The sequence below is a fragment of the Oceanobacillus sp. FSL W7-1281 genome (genome assembly GCF_037969835.1).
In the GTDB taxonomy this organism is placed as follows: domain Bacteria; phylum Bacillota; class Bacilli; order Bacillales; family Amphibacillaceae; genus Oceanobacillus; species Oceanobacillus oncorhynchi.
Genome location: NZ_CP150214.1, coordinates 716,015 through 733,467, shown reverse-complemented (window position 1 = coordinate 733,467; position 17,453 = coordinate 716,015). Strand labels below are relative to the sequence as shown.

The window sequence follows — 17,453 nt, the reverse complement described above, 5'->3', positions numbered from 1 at the left end:
ACTCATTACCTCTTTTACTAATTTATAGTTATTTTTTAATAGAGATACTGTTGCTTTTTTCTGAAACATTAATCCATACTTTTTTAGCAGCTGACTCTTCAATGGATTCTAGCAAAATCTGATTGCGTAAGCCGTCTTCAAAATTTGGCCTAGGACTACTCCCTTGCTCAATGCCATTAAAAAAATCAGATAAGAGGTTAATAAAGGTATGTTCATAGCCAATAATATGTCCCACTGGCCAATACGCCTCAGCATATGGGTGATATTTTTCCGTACAATTAATCGTTCTGTACCCTCGGATACCAGGTTCATCATCTGTAAAATATACTTCCAGATTATTTAAATTCTCTAAATCCCAGCGAATCGAACCTTTTTCCCCATTAATTTCAAAGCGATTCCCATTCAAATTTCCTCCAGCAAGTTTCGTTGCTTCAAATGTTCCAATTGCACCATTTTCAAAACGGGCAATCAGTGCTGCTGCATCTTCAACAGTTACATCTTCCATCTGCTTCTTATCTGCTTCATTCTGATTTTCAGATTCAGCTGCTGGCCTCTGATTTACAAAGGTTTCTGTCAAAGCTGCAACCTCTTGAAATTCTCCTACTAAAAATCTTGCTAAATCCAAATTGTGTGAGCCAATATCTCCCAGAACACCTAACCCTGTTATTTCTTTCCTTGTCCTCCAAGTAATAGGGGATTCTGTATCTAAATATACATCCTGCAAGTAAGTCCCTCGGACATGGTTGATTTTCCCTAAACGATTCTGCTCAATAAGTCGTTTAGCAAACTGCACTGCCGGAGCAAAACGATAATTGTGGCAAATCATATGAATGCTCCCACTTTTACATGCAGCATCATACATCTCTTTCGCTTGCCTCGTATTCATCGCAAGTGGTTTCTCACAAATAATATGTTTTCCTGCCTTCGCTGCTGCTATAGCCATCTTGTAGTGCATATTGTTTGGAGTAGCTATATCGATCATATCGATATCATCACGTTCAATCAGTTTTCTCCAATCCGTCTCATAAGATTCCCAGCCAAATGCTTGAGCCGCTTCTTTTACCTTTGCCTCGTTTCGTCCAGAAATTGCCTTCATAACTGGAACAACATTCAAATCAAAGAAAAATGGCAAGTTGCGATATGCATTACTGTGGGCTTTGCCCATAAACTTGTAGCCAATCATTCCGACTCTTATTTCCTTCTTTTCTTCACTCAATAAATTCAACTCCTCCCATTTTTATATTTCTGATATTAACTAGTATGAAATACACTTTAATCCTGCTCATTCCGGATATACTACAATTTTTATTGCCTCACCTTTCCTCATATTTTCAATACCTTCATGAATCTGATTTAATGTGATCTTATGAGTAATAAGCTCTTCTAAATTGAGCAAATTAGCTTCTAAAATCTTGATTACTTTTGGAAAATCAAAGTTTTGTATATAAGTTCCTTTGATCGTAATTTCATTTCTTGTAATATCATATTGTTTGACAACTGGTGCAGCATGTTCATTCATCCCTAAAACTAATACTTGCCCTCCTTTTCGAACCAGTTCAACTGCCTGGTTCATTAAAGCACCCACGCAATCAACCACCACATCCGCTCCAATAGTTGTTTCAGCTTTAACTACTTCGTAAATATCCTCCTGTTTCGGATTGACCGTCCGTGTTGCTCCAGATTTTTCTGAAAATCTCAGACGATAATCAGAGAAGTCAGAGCAAATTATTTTTCCTGCACCTGCAGCTTTTGCTACTTGCGTAAACAGTTGTCCCATTGGACCAGTTCCCAAAATGACAACACTATCTCCTGGCTGAATATTTATTTTTTCACTGCCGTTAATAACGCAAGATAGGGGTTCTGCCAGTACCGCTACTTCTGGCGGTACTTCTTTTGACACTTTAAATACATTTTTTGCTGGCAGGACACTGTATGAAGCCCATCCTCCATCTTTAAAAATTCCTATACTTGAACTGTTATCACACATATTTACTAACCCCATACCACAGTATTCACATTCGCCGCATGTAGTAGTCGGGTCTACAATGACACGGTCTCCAACCTTTACATTTCCTACTTCCTTTCCTATTTCCACAACTTCTCCAACATATTCATGTCCTAATACCGAGCCTGGAGTTGCTGGATGTCCTGGCGGATCAGCTAAGATATGGACATCTGTCCCGCAAATACTGGCTGCTTCTACCTTAATTTTCACTTCATTTTCTGTTACTAGATCAGGTTCATTTCTATCTTGTAATTCTAATTTTCCAATTTCTTTAAATACTCCTGCTTGCATGCATTAATGCCTCCTGCTAACCAAATTTCAAAAAATATAAAATTTTATTATCACAATATTCTGCCTTTAAAATTCTTACTTTTAATAGAGTTAATAATGGATAATCAAAATTCTTTCGTATCCACAAAATAAAAGACTATTTTATTTCTTTGTGCCTTTTCTGCGTAATACATCAACATATACCGCTAAAATAATAACAATACCGATTACAACGGTCTGTAAATCGGAAGACGTACCAATTAAATTCAAGCCATTACGAAGAACCGCGATAATTAATGCCCCAATCAATGTGCCAACTACCGTGCCTACTCCGCCAAAGAAACTCGCTCCGCCGATAATAACAGCGGCAATTGCATCCAGTTCATATGTTAATCCTGCTATCGGAGATGCTGAATTGGTTCTTCCAATTAGAACTAATCCTCCAAGTGCCGCCATAAAACCACTTACTGTATATACAATAATGAGAACACGGTCAACCGGAATCCCAGATAGACGTGCAGCTTCTTTATTCCCGCCAATAGCATAAATATATCTTCCAGTCGCTGTTCTATTTAAGAAAACATGCATAAGAACCGCTACAATAATAACTAATATAAAACTTACTGGAACGATATTGATACTTTCTTGTCCAACATAGTTAATTAATAGTGGGAAACCAAAAATAGGTGATGCACCTGTTACAATAAGCGCCAGACCACGGTACACATTCATTGTTCCTAAGGTTGAGATGAACGGATGTGGTAAACGCAGCTTTGTTAATAATAAACCGTTAATTAACCCGGCTGCCGCTCCTGCTAATAACAAAACAATTAAACCTACTACTGGCGTCATCCCCCAAGATACAGTAACAATTCCGCCTAAAACAATCGATAGCGCCAAAATGGAACCTACGGATAAATCAATTCCTGCAGTGATAATAGGCAAAAGCATTCCCAGAGATAATAGAGCGTTAATAGATGCTTGTCTGGCAACATTCATTAAGTTATCTATTGTAATAAAACTCGGAGCAAGAACAGTAAGAATAACCGATAAACCTATTAAGCCAAATAATGCACCAAACTTATCTAAAACTGCCCTTGCATCCCATTTTTTCTTAGGATCTTTCGATGGTTTCGGCGGCTTTCCATCTTTTTGCTCTTCAATTTTTTCATCAATATCTTTTACTCTTTCTTCCATTTCAAATCACCCTCCTGTCGCAGCTCTCATAATAATTTCTTGATTCGCTTCTTTCACTTTAAAGTCACCTGTAATTTCCCCTTCGTGCATGACCAGAATACGATCGCACATTCCTAAAATCTCCGGCAGTTCCGAAGAAACAATAATCACACATGCACCTAATTTTACTAATTCATTGATTAAATTATAAACTTCAACTTTTGCACCTACATCAATACCTCGAGTCGGTTCATCAAAAATAAATACTTTTGCCTGAGTAAACAGCCACTTGGCAATGACTACTTTCTGCTGGTTCCCTCCGCTTAAATTCTGAGCAAGTAAATTAATATTATTCGGTTTGATTTTCAAACTTTCAACATAAGTGTTCGAAACATTTTTTTGCTTCCTTATACTGAGCAGTCCATTTCTTTTAATTTCTTTTAATTTAGCGATGGTTTTATTAAAATGTAGCGGCTGATCAAGAAAAAGCCCTTCCCCCTTTCTATCTTCTGTAATAAATGCAAGTCCTTCTCGAATAGCCTGCTTTGGATTTGTAATTTTCTTTTTCTTTCCGAAAATATAGATATCTCCAGATTCAATACTGTCTGCTGCAAAAATTCCTCTCATCAATTCTGTGCGTCCTGCACCGACCAACCCAGAGAAACCTAGTATTTCTCCCGTATATGCAGTGAAATTAATTTCTTTTGATTCACTATTTAGTTTGAAATTTTCTATTCTTAATCCTTCTTCTCCTCTTGAAGAATTCAGCTTTGGAAATTTATTATCTAGCGTTCTGCCAACCATCAGGGCAATCATTTCGTCAACAGATGTATTTTCAACTTTAACGGTATCTATCTTTGCTCCATCGCGCAGAATGGTAATGCTATCTCCAATTCGTTTGATTTCCTCCAGACGATGCGATATATAAATAAACGTAATCCCTTGTCCCCGCAAACGCTCCACTGTCAACAACAGCTGTTCTGTTTCACTGCCGCTTAAACTCGAAGTGGGCTCGTCCATGATAATCAACCTGGCATTAAGAGAAAGCGCTTTAGCAATTTCCACTAGTTGTTGCCGTCCTACACCAAGATTCTGGACAAGTTCATCCGGATCCGTATTCTGCCCAAGTCTGCTCATTAACTTTTTGGCTTTCTCTCTCATTGTTGCACGATCAAGCAGTGAAAACTTGCTCCCTTTCTTTTGCTCGTGACCCAAAAATATATTTTCCATAACTGATAATTCAGGAATAAGATTCAGTTCCTGGTAAATTGTCGCAATTCCTGCATCGATGGCATCCTTGGGTGCATTCACTTCTAAAACTTGATTATCCCAATATACATCGCCAGTATCCTTTGTATAAGCTCCTGTTAATATTTTTATAATCGTTGATTTTCCTGCGCCATTCTCCCCTAGTAATACATGAACCTCTCCTTCTTTCACACCCAAATTAATATCATGAAGAACTTGGACGCCCGAGAAGGACTTACTGACATTTTTCATTTCTAAAAGCAAAAGAATCGCCCCTTTCTTTTTTGTTTGTTCTTTGCTTTTTTACTCATGCCAAAGTATCTAAATTAAAATGGAATACACTAAGTCTACAAAACCGAAAAGAATAAGCGCTTAATCATTCATATTAAAGAAATCGCTTACAATTTACATTTATAAAAAGTAATTTTTATTCATTAAAAACAGGGTATCAGTATAATAACAAATAAATTTCTAAAATAAAACATCTAATTAAGCGCTTAATCATAAAACCATTTTAGCTAAGTATATTTACAAAGTCAAGACTATTTTAAATCTTCTTGTTTTTATCTCTATATAATTACAGTTACAATTACCTTATTGAATTACTGTGCTAACATTATTTAGCCAAGACAAGCGGAGAAAAGACTACATAAGAAGCTACTACAATTACCAAAATGACAAGACCAGTCCATCTGACATGCTTCCACGGAGTAATATCCACTTTGCTTTGATATTTTTCAAATTGGAAATCATCTTTTTCCGGCCTCTTTTGGCTATAGAAATATATAATAGCTAAATCCGCCAAAAATAGAACACTCCAAACATATAGATAATGGATATCTGGGATTACCACTTTAGACAGAGCATATACCACTATGTGGAATATAAATGCTATTTTTGCGCCAAGAGCAGATGTCTTTTTAGAATAGAAGCCGACTACGATAATAGCTAAGAGCGGCATACTATATAGACCATTAAACTCTTGAAGTACAGCAAACAATCCTTGCGGAAAGAGAGAGATAAATGGCGCGATAACAATTACCATAATACCAATAATGATGGTTAACACTCTCCCTGCGAGAGCAATCTGTCTATTTGTAGCCTGCTTATTTATGACAGGCTTATAAAAATCAAGACTAAATAAAGTCACTGTAGCACTTAAAGCCCCGACAAAAGAACTCATAATTGCTCCAAATACAACCGCCCCAAATAGTCCAGCAGCCCAATTAGGTAATACTTCAGCTACTAATGCAGGATAGGCAAGATCCATTTGAATTCCATCGCCAAATATATTATAGGCGATAACACCAGGCAGAACTAAGAAGAACAAGCCTGAAATTTTAAAGAATCCAACAAATATGGCACCTTTTTGTGCTTCTTTTAAATTTTTCGCTGCTAATGCTTTTTGAACAATCATTTGGTTTGTACACCAGAAGTATAAGTTATTAAAAAACATTCCTAAAAATAATGTTGGCCAAGGCACCATTGCTGAATCTACCGCTCCCCAGGCGTTTAATTTTTCAGGCGTGTTCGCTAAAAGCTTATCTAAGCCAGTGAAAAAGCTATTCTCTCCAAGTGCAATCAGAGCCAATACCGTAATGGTCATTCCCCCGAGAAGCAGACCAACAGCATAGATTGAATCACTATGTGCAATAAGGGAAAGCCCGCCGACAAATAAATAGATAACTCCAACCAAACCAATAATCGTAGAAATAATAACAACAGCAGTTGTTCTACTAATACCCAAGTATTGGTCAAGTCCGAATAAATCATTAAATATCAACGCTCCAGAATATAAAACAACAGGCATAAAGCTGACAATATAAGTAAATATAAAAAGAATGGAAACAATTCTTTTCGTAAATGTATCATATCTAATTTCAATAAAATCAGATATCGTATTTACACCATATTTAAAATATTTCGGCAAAAAGACCCATGCCAGCAAAACAATAGCAACAGAAGAGGTCACTTCCCATGCCATTACTTCCATGCCTGCCACATAACTTTGACCATTTTGTCCCACTAGCTGCTCTGTCGAGAGGTTAGTCATAATAATCGTCATACCAACTGTTGCACCGACAAGCGATCTACCTCCCAAAAAGTAACCTTCAGAACTTTTTTTATCTATGCTTCTGGTTCGAAAAAATGCATAGATGTATATGAATACTAATACTAATATAAAGCTGATAATGCTAAACAAATTCAAAAAAACCTCTCCTTCATGCACTTAAATTATTATCTAAGTGTTAAAACAAGAAAATATTTAGTAAAATCCCCATCGTTACACTAACTTTAAATATTTTTTAATACTGAATCGTTATATAAAGATTGATAGCTTCTTTCTATATAACGTGTAATCTCAATGGAATCCTCTGCATCATAGATCGGTTTCTTACCTTCTATAATACAATCCTGGAAGTGCTCTATCTGATTCAAATATTGATCCGATTGAAAGGTTTCCAATAAAATGATATTTCCATCGATATCTTTCACAATCACTTTACCTCTTTGATCAGCAGATACATCTGGACGAAATGCGGATTCAACCAATAGAGATCCTTTAGGACCCATAGCTTCATATCGATCTATAAATGGTAATTCCATCGAAGCAGATACTTCTGCCGTTCGATGCTGTCCATCAATAAAGACCGTTGTAGACGTTAAATCTACATTATAATCCGGATGAATATTTCCACTCATTGACACTTTTATTGGCTTCATTCCAAAAATTTGCGTAACAGCATGAATGCCATAGCAGCCGACATCCCACATGGCACCGCCGCCAAGTTCCCGGTTAAGCCTAATATCATTTTCATGATGAAGCATCCAGGAAAAATGTGCTTTTAAATGACGGAATTCACCTATTATTTTTGAATCTAATAGTTCTTTCACTCTTTGGTGCTGTTGATGATATTGATACATAAATGCTTCTATAAAAATAACATTATTTTCGTCGGCAGCTGCTTTTATCTCCACCATTTCCTCAGTTGTAAGCGCTGCCGGTTTTTCTAATAAAACATGTTTCTCCGCGTTTAAAGCTTTCACAGCCCACTCCTTATGCAGCGCATTTGGCAGTGGAATGTAAACAGCATCAATGGAATCATCGTTTAACATTTCTTCATACGTATCATAGATTTCAGGTGTATTGAATCGTTCTGCTTTTTCTTTTGTTCTTGATGCTACCGCAGAAACAAAGGCTCTCTCTGATCTTCTGATAGCGGGAACGACCTGTTCATATGCTATATTCGCAGCACCTAGAATACCCCAGTTTATTTTTTTCATTACTTTCCCTCCAAAGGATTACCTAATAGATTCTACAATTTTACTTTATCCAATTGTTTCACTTTTACCGGTTTTCCTAAATCTAAGGATTCTTTTGCTGCTTCAGCAATACGCTGGGCCATAATGCCATCTTTAAATGTACACGAAATTTTATCATCATTTTTGATAGCAGCAAAAAACTCAGCTATTTCTTGAATATAAGCATCATTATACCTTTCAAGGAAAAAGTACAGTGGGTTATCTTGATTTATACCGACTGCGGATTGGACTTCTACTCTCGTATTTGTTTCATTATTTACATTTACAGACCCCTTTGTTCCAAATGCTTCAAGACGCTGATCATAACCATAGACAGCTTGACGGCTATTATCAATAACCCCCATCGCACCATTAGCAAACTTTAAAGAAGTAATTGCTGTATCAATATCGTCCAATTCTTTAATCTCCGGATTCACTAAGGCTGTTCCTTGAGAAAAAACTTCAATGACTTCTGATCCTGAAATAAATCGAGCCATATCAAAATCATGGATAGTCATATCAGCAAATAAACCGCCAGATTTTGATACATAATCCAAGGTGGGCGGAGCTGGATCTCTTGATGTAATTTTTAGGATGTGTAAATCTCCAATTTCTTTAGCCTCTACTAATCTTTTGACCTTATCAAAATTTGGGTCATACCTTCTATTAAAGCCAATTTGAAATTTCACATTAGCTTGTTTAACCGCTTCATAAGCCTCTAAAGATTCTGCATCTGAAAAACTAATTGGTTTTTCACAAAAAATATGCTTCCCTGCTTTGGCAGCGTCTTTAATAATAGCGGCATGGGTATCCGTTGGAGAACAAATTAGTATGGCATCTATTTCTGTATCATTTAATATGTCCTGATAGTTCTTAGTAAGGTATTCTGCTCCAGTTGTTTCAAACCAATCGCCTAAATGTTCTGTGAAAACATCAGAGATTGTTTTCACGTGTATACCTGTAAAATGCTTTAAATTATTTACGTGCAATTGGCCAATTCTTCCCGCTCCAATAACACCGACCGTTATGTCATTACTGCTCACCCTATGATTCCCCCTTTTATTTTAGCCGGGAAAAAATCTCTTTGATTTCATTACACTGCGTTTTCAGCCAATTAACCAAAGAGATCTTTTCTCTACAGCTGTTTATTATTCTTCCAAATTCACAACCACTGTTACCGTCTCAACCAATTCTTGAATAGCGTAAGCAGGACCTTCTTTTCCATTCCCGCTCTCTTTTACACCGCCATATGGCATTTGGTCCGCACGAAAGCTTGATGTGTCATTAACAATAACCCCGCCAACCTCCAGTAAGTAAGGAATTTGGTAAGATAATTTTAAATCGGAAGTATAAATTCCTGCTTGCAAACCGTATTTCGAGTCGTTTACTAACGCAACAGCTTCTTCTATCGTATCGTATGAAGAAACGGAAACGATTGGAGCAAAGGCCTCTTCATCAACGATTTTCATCCCTTTTTTAACATTTGTCAGAACAGCAGGCTGAACCACGCTTCCTTCTCTCTTGCCGCCAGTCAGAACAACAGCTCCTGCAGATACCGCTTCATCTATCCATGATTCAATACGCTTAGCTTCTTTTTCGCTGATCATTGGACCGACATTGGTATCTTTATTTAAAGGGTCTCCTACTTTTAATTGAGCAACTTCGCTTACTAAAGTATCTAAAAAGGCTTCTTTGATGGAATCATGGACAAAAACCCGTTGAACAGAAATACAAACCTGACCCGCATTTACGTTTGCCATTCTTGCAATTTTTTTTGCTGCTTTTTCCACATCTGTATCATGATGGACAATGGTTGCCGAGTTTGAACCCAACTCTAAAGTAGCTTTACGCAATCCGATAGTTTGTTGAATATGTTTCCCAATAGCCGGAGAGCCGGTAAAGGTATAATGAACAATTCGTTCATCATTTAATAATTGCTCGCCAACCGTTCGTCCGCTGCCGACAACGCATTGCACATAACCTTTTGGAACGCCGGCCTCCTCTAGTAATTCACATAATTTCACGGTTGTCGTAGCAGTATCTGAAGCAGGCTTTATAATAATTGGATTGCCTGCAGCTAATGCAGGACCTACTTTATGAACGACAAGATTTAACGGGAAATTAAATGGAGTTATTGCAGCAACCACGCCAACTGGTTTTTTTACTGTATATAAAAACCTTCCCGGAGCATTGTAATTTGGAATAATTTCACCGGTTAATTTCTTCGCTTCTTCTGCTGCAATCTGCAATGTCGAAACGGATCTTGTAACTTCCACATTTGCATCTGAAATCGGCTTACCGCCTTCTATAGCAATTGTTTCTGCCAATGCTGTCTGATTTTGCTTTAATAAATCAGCTGCACGCATTAAAACCTCATAGCGCTTTTCTACAGGGAAATCTATTTCCTTATGCGCTGTAACAGCTGCATTAATCGCCTGATCCACAATTTTTTCATCTGCCAATGCAATTTCTGAAAATAATTCACCCGTATATTTATTAAAAACCTGATGCGTTCCTTCTGTTTCTATCCATTCCCCATTAATAAACAATTTTTCTTTTAAAATGCTGCTTTGCATCCTATCAACTCCCATTTCCTTAAAGTGAACCTTCCTTTTTCATTTTAGTGAAAACGAATTCAAAGAAACTAACATGTAACAGAGCGTACGGAAACTCTCTGCTACATGTTTGTTTTATATTATTTTTTCTTTAATACTTTCTTCACTGCTTCCGCAACGTGATTTGGAGAAATCTCATATTTATCTAACATCGCTTCATTTGGTCCAGATTCTGAATTCCGATCCTTCACTCCTACACGAACCACCGGTACAGGCTTTTCTTCAACCAATGTCTCTGCTACAGCACTTCCTAATCCGCCAATAATACTGTGTTCCTCTGCTGTTACAATGGCTCCCGTTTTTTCAGCAGCCTTTACAATTGCTTTCGTATCTAGCGGCTTAATCGACGGCATATGAAGAACTTCTACAGAAATACCTTCTTCTTCTAATTTTTCTGCTGCTTCAACAGAACGGCTAGTCTGTGTACCAGTAGAAATAATTGTTGCATCCGTTCCTTCTTTAAGGGTTACAGCTTTACCGAGCTCAAACGTATAATCATCATCGAAAAGAATAGGGTACGCATCTCTTGCTACACGAATATAAACTGGTCCATCATATTGATGTGCAAACTCCATTACTTTCTCTACTTCTTTACTATCTCCTGGAGCAAGTACAACCATATTTGCCAATGCACGGAAAATAGCAATATCTTCTAAGGATTGGTGTGTTTTTCCGGTCAATCCTGTCAGCAATCCACTGTAACCGCCAATCATTTTTACATCCAATTTGGGCTGCGCGATTTGAACTTGAATTTGGTCAATAGATCTTTTAGACAAAAATGCGGCAAAACTAAATGTCCATGGCTGTATTCCTGTTGTCGCTAAACCGGCTGCAGCGCTCATCATATTTTGTTCAGCAATCCCCATTTGCAGGAATTTCTCTGGGTTATTGTCTGCAACAACATCAGCCTTTGTTGATGTCCCTAAATCTCCGTCCAAAACATATACGTTCTCATCTTCTTGAGATAATCGTAGCATTGTTTTACTTAGTCCATCTCTCATTGTTTGTTTTTCAGCAGATAAAATTGTCTTCATGTTGTTATACCCCCGCTTCCAATTCTTTAAGACCTAGCTCTAGTTCTTCATCTGTCGGTACTCTGGAATGCCATTTAATGGTATCTTCCATAAAGGAGACACCTTTTCCTTTCACTGTATTTGCAATAATGATGGTTGGCTTTCCTGAAACCTGTTTTGCCTCATGAAATGCATTTGTGATTTCTTCATGATTATGGCCGTCTATATCAATAACATGCCATCCGAATGCTTCCCAGCGTCCATGAGCATTAACAGCAGGAATTTCTCGTTTGCCGTTGCCTGCATCCCAGCCGAATTGTTGGATTTTATTATTATCTAAAATGGCAACAAGATTATCCAGCTTATATTTTGATGCAACATCTGCTGCTTCCCATACCTGACCTTCTTGAGATTCTCCATCACCAACGATGCAGTAAGTACGGAACTCTTTATTCTGCAGTTTTGCTCCAAGAGCCATTCCTACAGCTGCTGATATCCCTTGGCCAAGCGATCCAGTAGACATATCTAATCCCGGCAGGATGGTCATATCCGGGTGTGCTTGCAGGCGAGAATCTAGCGAATCAAATGTTTTCAATTCTTCGATTGGAAAAAATCCTCGAACGGCTAACGCGGCGTATAAACCGATTGCTGAATGCCCTTTGGATAATACAAATCGGTCTCTATTATCATTGTCTGGATCCTCTGTAGATACATTCAATTCATTGAAATAAAGGTTTATGAATAGATCCATTGCCGACATCGGCCCGCCAATATGACCAGCTCCAGCGTGATTTACCGCTTTAATAAGCTGCTTACGAGCCTCCTTGGATTTGTTAATTAGTAAATCTTTTTGTTCTTCTTGAAGTAATGTACTCATTTTCTACTCCTCCTAAACATTTTGGTTAAGCGCTTAATCTTATGCTTATAAGTATAACATCAGCTAACAAATTAGCCAATGTTTTTATACTTATTTCTCAGATTACATTTAGTTATATTAAATCACTGTTTTCTCTGTATCTTTCTTTAACTCTACCTTTTTACCTGAAAGAAATGATTCTGTTGCTGCTGAAGCAATTTCTAAAGCTGCCTTTCCATCAGCAGCGGTGCAATTTGGTGTTTTTCCTTGCTGAACAGAACTGATAAAATGAATCATTTCTAACAAATAAGCATTCTGAAAACGAGATGGAAAATCCTGAATTAAATCATGGGTACTTCCTTTATTGGTTAATAGCTTTACATCGGTGGAACGCATCGAACCAATCTGGATAGCTCCTTCTGTTCCGACAACTTCTCCCCGGATGTCATAAGCATATGGGGCGATGCGCATGGTTTCAACATCACCTGTTGCCCCACTATCAAAGGTTAAATAGGTTAAGCCTTGATCGACATCATTATATTTCTCCATAAATTGATTGGACTCTAGTAAAATACTTCCCGTAGATTGAACAGAAGATACATCCTGTCCCATTAAAAAACGGGCAATATCATAGTCGTGGATAGCTACATCCAGGAAAATCCCTCCGCTGTGTTTAATAAATTCTTCATGCGGAACATTTCCATCTCTACTTGCTGCTTTAAAGTATAACGGCTTTCCAATATCTCCCGCAGCAATGCTTTTTTTCGCTTCCGCATAAGCTGGATCAAATCTTCTCATAAATCCAACTTGACAGAATACATTCTCCTGTTGCAGCGTGTTAATGACTTTGTCAGCATCACTTAATTCTTGTGTTAATGGCTTTTCTACAAAAACATGCTTCCCATTTTTAGCTGCACGTGTAATTAAATCTGCATGCGTTGATGTTGGTGTAACAATCACAACTGCCTCAATCGTGTCATCATGAAATGCAACATCTGGATCTTGTGACCAATTGCTTACACCAAGCTCTTTAGCAACCTGTTCTGCTCTTCCAGCTAATGGGTCGATAACGGTAACAAGCTCTGCCCCTTTTACCTGATATGCTAAATTTTCTGCGTGCCAGTATCCTAATCTTCCCAGCCCTAGTACTGCGCAACGAATTACCTCTTTCATTTGATTCATCCTCCCTGCTGTCATTTCATCACGAATGTTTTGTTTTATCTGATGTGGTTATTTTTTCGATTGTATCCTGAATGAATTGCTTCGACTTTTTAGCATACTCATATGGATTATGGTCAATTGGGTCTTGCTCTCCTTCAATCAAAGCCCATCCAGAATAATTATTTTTGATTAAAAGTTCAAAAATCGGCTCAAAATCAAGCACACCGTCTCCCGGTACTGTAAACATTCCGCTTCGAATACACTTCCTAATCGGAAATTTCTCTGCTCTAGCTTGGTTTAAAACTTCTTGACGTACGTCTTTTAAATGAACATATTTCACACGATGGAAATATTTTTCTAAAAGCTGCAATGGGTCATTTCCGCCATAATAGCCATGTCCCGTATCGTAAAGAAGCGACACAAGGTTTTCATCTGTCATTTCCATCAGTTTAGCAATTTCCTCCGGCTGCTCCACTACTGTTCCTGCATGATGATGATAAACGAGATCCATATCATTATCCTTGGCGATTTGGCCTGCTTGATGCAGTCCTTCCACAAAGTATTTCCAGCCTTCTTCGTCCAAACGTTTTACATCTGTTTCATCCTGACCGCGCCGTGGATCCTGATTCAGGATGGAACCGCCAATCTCAGCTGTGCTAATCACTTTACAGCCAAATTCCTTTAAAAACGCTGCATGCTCCCGATAAGCCTTCAACTCTTCTTTATGCCGCTTTGGATCTGAGAACAACACAGATTTCCATTGCGTTGTCAGTTGTAAGCCGTGCTGTTGAAGCGCTTGTTTCAGCTCTTGCTTAGCTGCGGGGAATTTTCTGCTTACTTCTGTGCCTTTAAATCCTAGGGCAGATATCTCAGACATGACTTGCTCATACGTATAAAAATCTCCATGCTCTAAGACATCCTCACCAACCCAATTTATTGGATGAATTCCCAATTGAAATGGCAGTTTTTCTAAGCTCATAATTTACCTTCCTTTCTTAACCAAAATTAGATGAAGGCTGCCTGTTCATTTAGAGGCAGCCCCCTATCATATCTAATTTTTCTCCAACAACCATTCGTGGTCTTTATCATTCGTAAACTTCCATTCACGAACTGGACCAGCCATCACATTCAAATAATATAATTTATATCCTGGTGGATTCGAAACAGGATGATACCCTTTTGGCACAAGCACCAAATCACCATCTTTTACAACAATTGTTTCATTGAGTGATTTATCATCCGTATAAACACGTTGAATTGCAAAAGCATTTTCTGGAGAATTGGTACGGTGATAATATGTTTCCTCCAGATAGCTTTCCTCAGGCAGCTTTTCCTGATCATGCTTATGCGGCGGATAGCTGGACCAGTTCCCTTCCGGTGTGAATACTTCAAATATAAATAGGCTGTCTGCCGGCTTATCTGCAGGTAAAATATTATGAATTTCTCTTTCTAAACTTCCGTAACCGCGTCTTGCTACCACCACATCTTCCGGCGTAATCAACCGAGCTTCATAAGTTCCTTTCCCTGGAGCGGAGCACACAGCAATTTCTAAATCCGTAAGTGCCTTTAAATTAATTTGATCATTAGATGATACATAAACGGTATATGCAGGCGAATCATCAAATACACTTGTTCTTTTGCCGATATTGTCCCAGGAACTTGAATTGGTTGAAGCATCTGCTTTACCAGAGAGCAGTACAACTGCTATTTCCCTGTCTCCTGTTTCTTTTGTAAAAGATTGACCTTCCTGCAACTGATATACTTCAAATCCAACGTATCCCCATCCAGCATCTTCCGGAGATACCTTAATAACACTTCCATCCGCCTCTGGTGTTTGTTTTGGTTTTACTAATAATTCTGACATAATTATCCTCCTTCATTCTATCTAAAACTTAGTATTTTCTTGCTTGATTCAATTTTTCTTCCATATTTTCATAGGCTGTCTTTACAGATTCGCTATTTGAAATCTCTGCAACACCCAGGCGCCACCATGAATCATAACCCTCCACTTTACTAGGAAGTGTTTTAATATGAATCAAAGTAGATATCGTATCCTGTTTTGCTTTTTTCAATGCATCGCGGAGCTCTTCTACGGTATTGGCTGTATATCCTTTTGCTCCTAAGCTTCTCGCATGTGCGGCAAAATCAATTTCCATATAATCACCGCTTAATTGATTCGTAGATTGTTCCCGGTAGCGGAATTCATTTCCGAAGCCTTCACTTCCTTGTCCTACCTGCAATCCATGAATACATTGGAAACCATGGTTATCAAATAGAATAATATTGATTTTTTGTTTTTCTTGAAGACTGGTTACAAGCTCTGAATGCATCATCAGGTAACTTCCATCACCTACAAGAGTATAAGCTTCCCGTTCCGGTTCAGCCATTTTAATTCCCAGCGCTGCCTGGACTTCATATCCCATTGTTGAGAAACCATACTCCATATGATAGGTTTTCGGGTGTTTGCTTCTCCACAGCTTCAGTAAATCTCCTGGAAGACTGCCAGCTGCACATGTGATAATATCCTTCTCATCAATAAATTGATTAAGCTCCCCGATTACCTGAGACTGCTCTAACCCTTCCTCACTTTTCAGATTAAATAAGCGATCTACTTCATTATCCCAAGCTTCTTTTAAGCTGGTCAGCTCATTTTCATCATAAGCCGTTTTGTAATTTGCTTTCTGTAATTGTTCTCCTAATTGATTTAACGCTGTTTTAGCATCTGACACCAGCAGTTGAGATTCCATTTTCATTGCATCAAAGGAGCTGACATTAATATTTAAAAACGCAACATCTGGATTTTGAAAAGCTACTTTTGATGATGTTGAGAAATCCGTAAGCCTTGTTCCAACTGCAATAATTAAATCTGCATCTTTGCTGAGTACATTAGATGCTTTGGAGCCATTTGCTCCAACTCCTCCCATATTTAATGGATGGTTCCATGCAATAGCACTTTTACCTGCCTGTGTTTCCCCAACAGGGATTTGGAATCTTTCTGCAAACTGCTTTAACGCTTCCGCAGCGAATGAATAGTGCGTGCCGCCGCCAGCGATAATAAAAGGTTTTTTCTTCGATTTAATTAGTTCAACCGCCCGTTCAAGCGTTACTTCATTCGGTGTTCTTCTTTCTATTACATGAACACGTTTTTTGAAGAATTCAGCTGGGTAATCAAAAGCTTCCGCCTGAACATCCTGCGGTAGTGCTAACGTAACTGCTCCTGTTTCAACTGGGTCTGTTAAAACACGCATTGCATTAATTGCTGCTGTCATCAGCTGTTCCGGACGAACAATCCGGTCCCAATATCTGCTTACCGACTTAAAGGCATCCGTAGCAGAGACAGTATAATCAGATGGGTTTTCAATTTGCTGCAAAACTGGATCAGGCTGTCTGGTAGCAAAATTATCACTAGGTAAAAGAAGTACTGGGATACGATTAACCGTAGCTGTTCCAGCTGCCGTTACCATATTTAAAGCCCCTGGACCAATAGATGTGGTACACGCAAAAATCTCCAATCGATTTTTTTGCTTTGCATATGCCGTTGCAGCATGTACCATCCCCTGTTCATTTTTCCCTTGAAGAAGAGGCAGATTACTTTCCTGTCTTTCTAATGCCTCTGCTAAGCCAGTAGCATTTCCATGCCCGAAAATACCGAACATGCCTTTGATAAATTTTCGCTCTTCTCCATCGAATTCAATATATTGATTGTCAAGAAATTTCAATAATGCTTGTCCCATAGTAAGTCGTATCGTTTGAGATTTTACCTTAACGCTTTCACTTGCATATTGAATAGACTCCATTTTCATTCC

Annotated in this window: 14 protein-coding genes; all 14 read right to left on the bottom strand. The window is 38.2% G+C overall.

Annotated features, from left to right (window positions below):
• Positions 1-28 precede the first annotated feature (28 nt).
• The 14 genes from MKX55_RS03660 to iolD all read right to left on the bottom strand — a co-directional run bounded on the left by MKX55_RS03660 (position 29) and on the right by iolD (position 17,444).
• Entirely contained in the window at positions 29-1,183 is a 1,155-nt protein-coding gene (locus MKX55_RS03660; RefSeq protein WP_339238406.1) for a Gfo/Idh/MocA family oxidoreductase, read from the bottom strand.
• Positions 1,184-1,282: 99 nt separating this feature from the next.
• Positions 1,283-2,296, bottom strand: coding sequence for an alcohol dehydrogenase catalytic domain-containing protein (locus MKX55_RS03655; protein ID WP_339236138.1), 1,014 nt, complete (start codon positions 2,294-2,296; stop codon positions 1,283-1,285).
• 141 nt (positions 2,297-2,437) lie between these two features.
• Entirely contained in the window at positions 2,438-3,472 is a 1,035-nt protein-coding gene (locus MKX55_RS03650) for an ABC transporter permease (RefSeq protein WP_339236135.1), read from the bottom strand.
• A 6-nt stretch (positions 3,473-3,478) separates the two neighbouring features.
• On the bottom strand, positions 3,479-4,963 hold the full coding sequence (locus MKX55_RS03645) for a sugar ABC transporter ATP-binding protein (protein WP_339236133.1): 1,485 nt from the start codon (positions 4,961-4,963) through the stop codon (positions 3,479-3,481).
• A gap of 352 nt (positions 4,964-5,315) precedes the next feature.
• Positions 5,316-6,908, bottom strand: a complete 1,593-nt coding sequence (locus MKX55_RS03640; protein ID WP_339236131.1) for a solute:sodium symporter family transporter — start codon at positions 6,906-6,908, stop codon at positions 5,316-5,318.
• 86 nt (positions 6,909-6,994) lie between these two features.
• Positions 6,995-7,984 carry a Gfo/Idh/MocA family oxidoreductase gene (locus MKX55_RS03635; protein ID WP_339236129.1) on the bottom strand — a complete coding sequence of 330 codons (990 nt, stop codon included), beginning with the start codon at positions 7,982-7,984 and terminating at the stop codon, positions 6,995-6,997.
• 32 nt (positions 7,985-8,016) lie between these two features.
• Positions 8,017-9,045, bottom strand: a complete 1,029-nt coding sequence (gene iolG, locus MKX55_RS03630) for an inositol 2-dehydrogenase (RefSeq protein ID WP_339236126.1) — start codon at positions 9,043-9,045, stop codon at positions 8,017-8,019.
• Between the two features lie 105 nt (positions 9,046-9,150).
• Positions 9,151-10,578 (bottom strand): aldehyde dehydrogenase family protein, encoded by a 1,428-nt coding sequence (locus MKX55_RS03625; RefSeq protein ID WP_339236124.1) that lies wholly within the window; start codon positions 10,576-10,578, stop codon positions 9,151-9,153.
• A 119-nt stretch (positions 10,579-10,697) separates the two neighbouring features.
• Entirely contained in the window at positions 10,698-11,651 is a 954-nt protein-coding gene (locus MKX55_RS03620) for a transketolase C-terminal domain-containing protein (RefSeq protein WP_339236121.1), read from the bottom strand.
• A gap of 4 nt (positions 11,652-11,655) precedes the next feature.
• Entirely contained in the window at positions 11,656-12,507 is an 852-nt protein-coding gene (locus MKX55_RS03615) for a transketolase (protein ID WP_193062845.1), read from the bottom strand.
• 117 nt (positions 12,508-12,624) lie between these two features.
• Positions 12,625-13,659: a Gfo/Idh/MocA family oxidoreductase gene (locus tag MKX55_RS03610; RefSeq protein WP_339236120.1), complete on the bottom strand. Its 1,035-nt coding sequence runs from the start codon at positions 13,657-13,659 to the stop codon at positions 12,625-12,627.
• Positions 13,660-13,687: 28 nt separating this feature from the next.
• Complete coding sequence (gene iolE, locus MKX55_RS03605; RefSeq protein ID WP_339236118.1) at positions 13,688-14,626, bottom strand: myo-inosose-2 dehydratase; 939 nt, start codon at positions 14,624-14,626, stop codon at positions 13,688-13,690.
• 72 nt (positions 14,627-14,698) lie between these two features.
• Positions 14,699-15,511 (bottom strand): 5-deoxy-glucuronate isomerase, encoded by an 813-nt coding sequence (gene iolB, locus MKX55_RS03600; RefSeq protein ID WP_339236115.1) that lies wholly within the window; start codon positions 15,509-15,511, stop codon positions 14,699-14,701.
• Between the two features lie 28 nt (positions 15,512-15,539).
• Positions 15,540-17,444 carry a 3D-(3,5/4)-trihydroxycyclohexane-1,2-dione acylhydrolase (decyclizing) gene (gene iolD / locus MKX55_RS03595; protein WP_339236112.1) on the bottom strand — a complete coding sequence of 635 codons (1,905 nt, stop codon included), beginning with the start codon at positions 17,442-17,444 and terminating at the stop codon, positions 15,540-15,542.
• Positions 17,445-17,453: the final 9 nt, after the last annotated feature.

What these genes read in the sequence shown, in the direction of transcription:
- MKX55_RS03660 (WP_339238406.1), bottom strand. Translation starts at nt 1,183, where the DNA reads ATGATTGGCTACAAGTTTATGGGCAAAGCCCACAGTAATGCATATCGC.
- MKX55_RS03655 (WP_339236138.1), bottom strand. Translation starts at nt 2,296, where the DNA reads ATGCAAGCAGGAGTATTTAAAGAAATTGGAAAATTAGAATTACAAGAT.
- MKX55_RS03650 (WP_339236135.1), bottom strand. Translation starts at nt 3,472, where the DNA reads ATGGAAGAAAGAGTAAAAGATATTGATGAAAAAATTGAAGAGCAAAAA.
- MKX55_RS03635 (WP_339236129.1), bottom strand. Translation starts at nt 7,984, where the DNA reads ATGAAAAAAATAAACTGGGGTATTCTAGGTGCTGCGAATATAGCATAT.
- MKX55_RS03625 (WP_339236124.1), bottom strand. Translation starts at nt 10,578, where the DNA reads ATGCAAAGCAGCATTTTAAAAGAAAAATTGTTTATTAATGGGGAATGG.
- MKX55_RS03620 (WP_339236121.1), bottom strand. Translation starts at nt 11,651, where the DNA reads ATGAAGACAATTTTATCTGCTGAAAAACAAACAATGAGAGATGGACTA.
- MKX55_RS03615 (WP_193062845.1), bottom strand. Translation starts at nt 12,507, where the DNA reads ATGAGTACATTACTTCAAGAAGAACAAAAAGATTTACTAATTAACAAA.
- MKX55_RS03610 (WP_339236120.1), bottom strand. Translation starts at nt 13,659, where the DNA reads ATGAAAGAGGTAATTCGTTGCGCAGTACTAGGGCTGGGAAGATTAGGA.
- iolE (WP_339236118.1), bottom strand. Translation starts at nt 14,626, where the DNA reads ATGAGCTTAGAAAAACTGCCATTTCAATTGGGAATTCATCCAATAAAT.
- iolB (WP_339236115.1), bottom strand. Translation starts at nt 15,511, where the DNA reads ATGTCAGAATTATTAGTAAAACCAAAACAAACACCAGAGGCGGATGGA.
- iolD (WP_339236112.1), bottom strand. Translation starts at nt 17,444, where the DNA reads ATGGAGTCTATTCAATATGCAAGTGAAAGCGTTAAGGTAAAATCTCAA.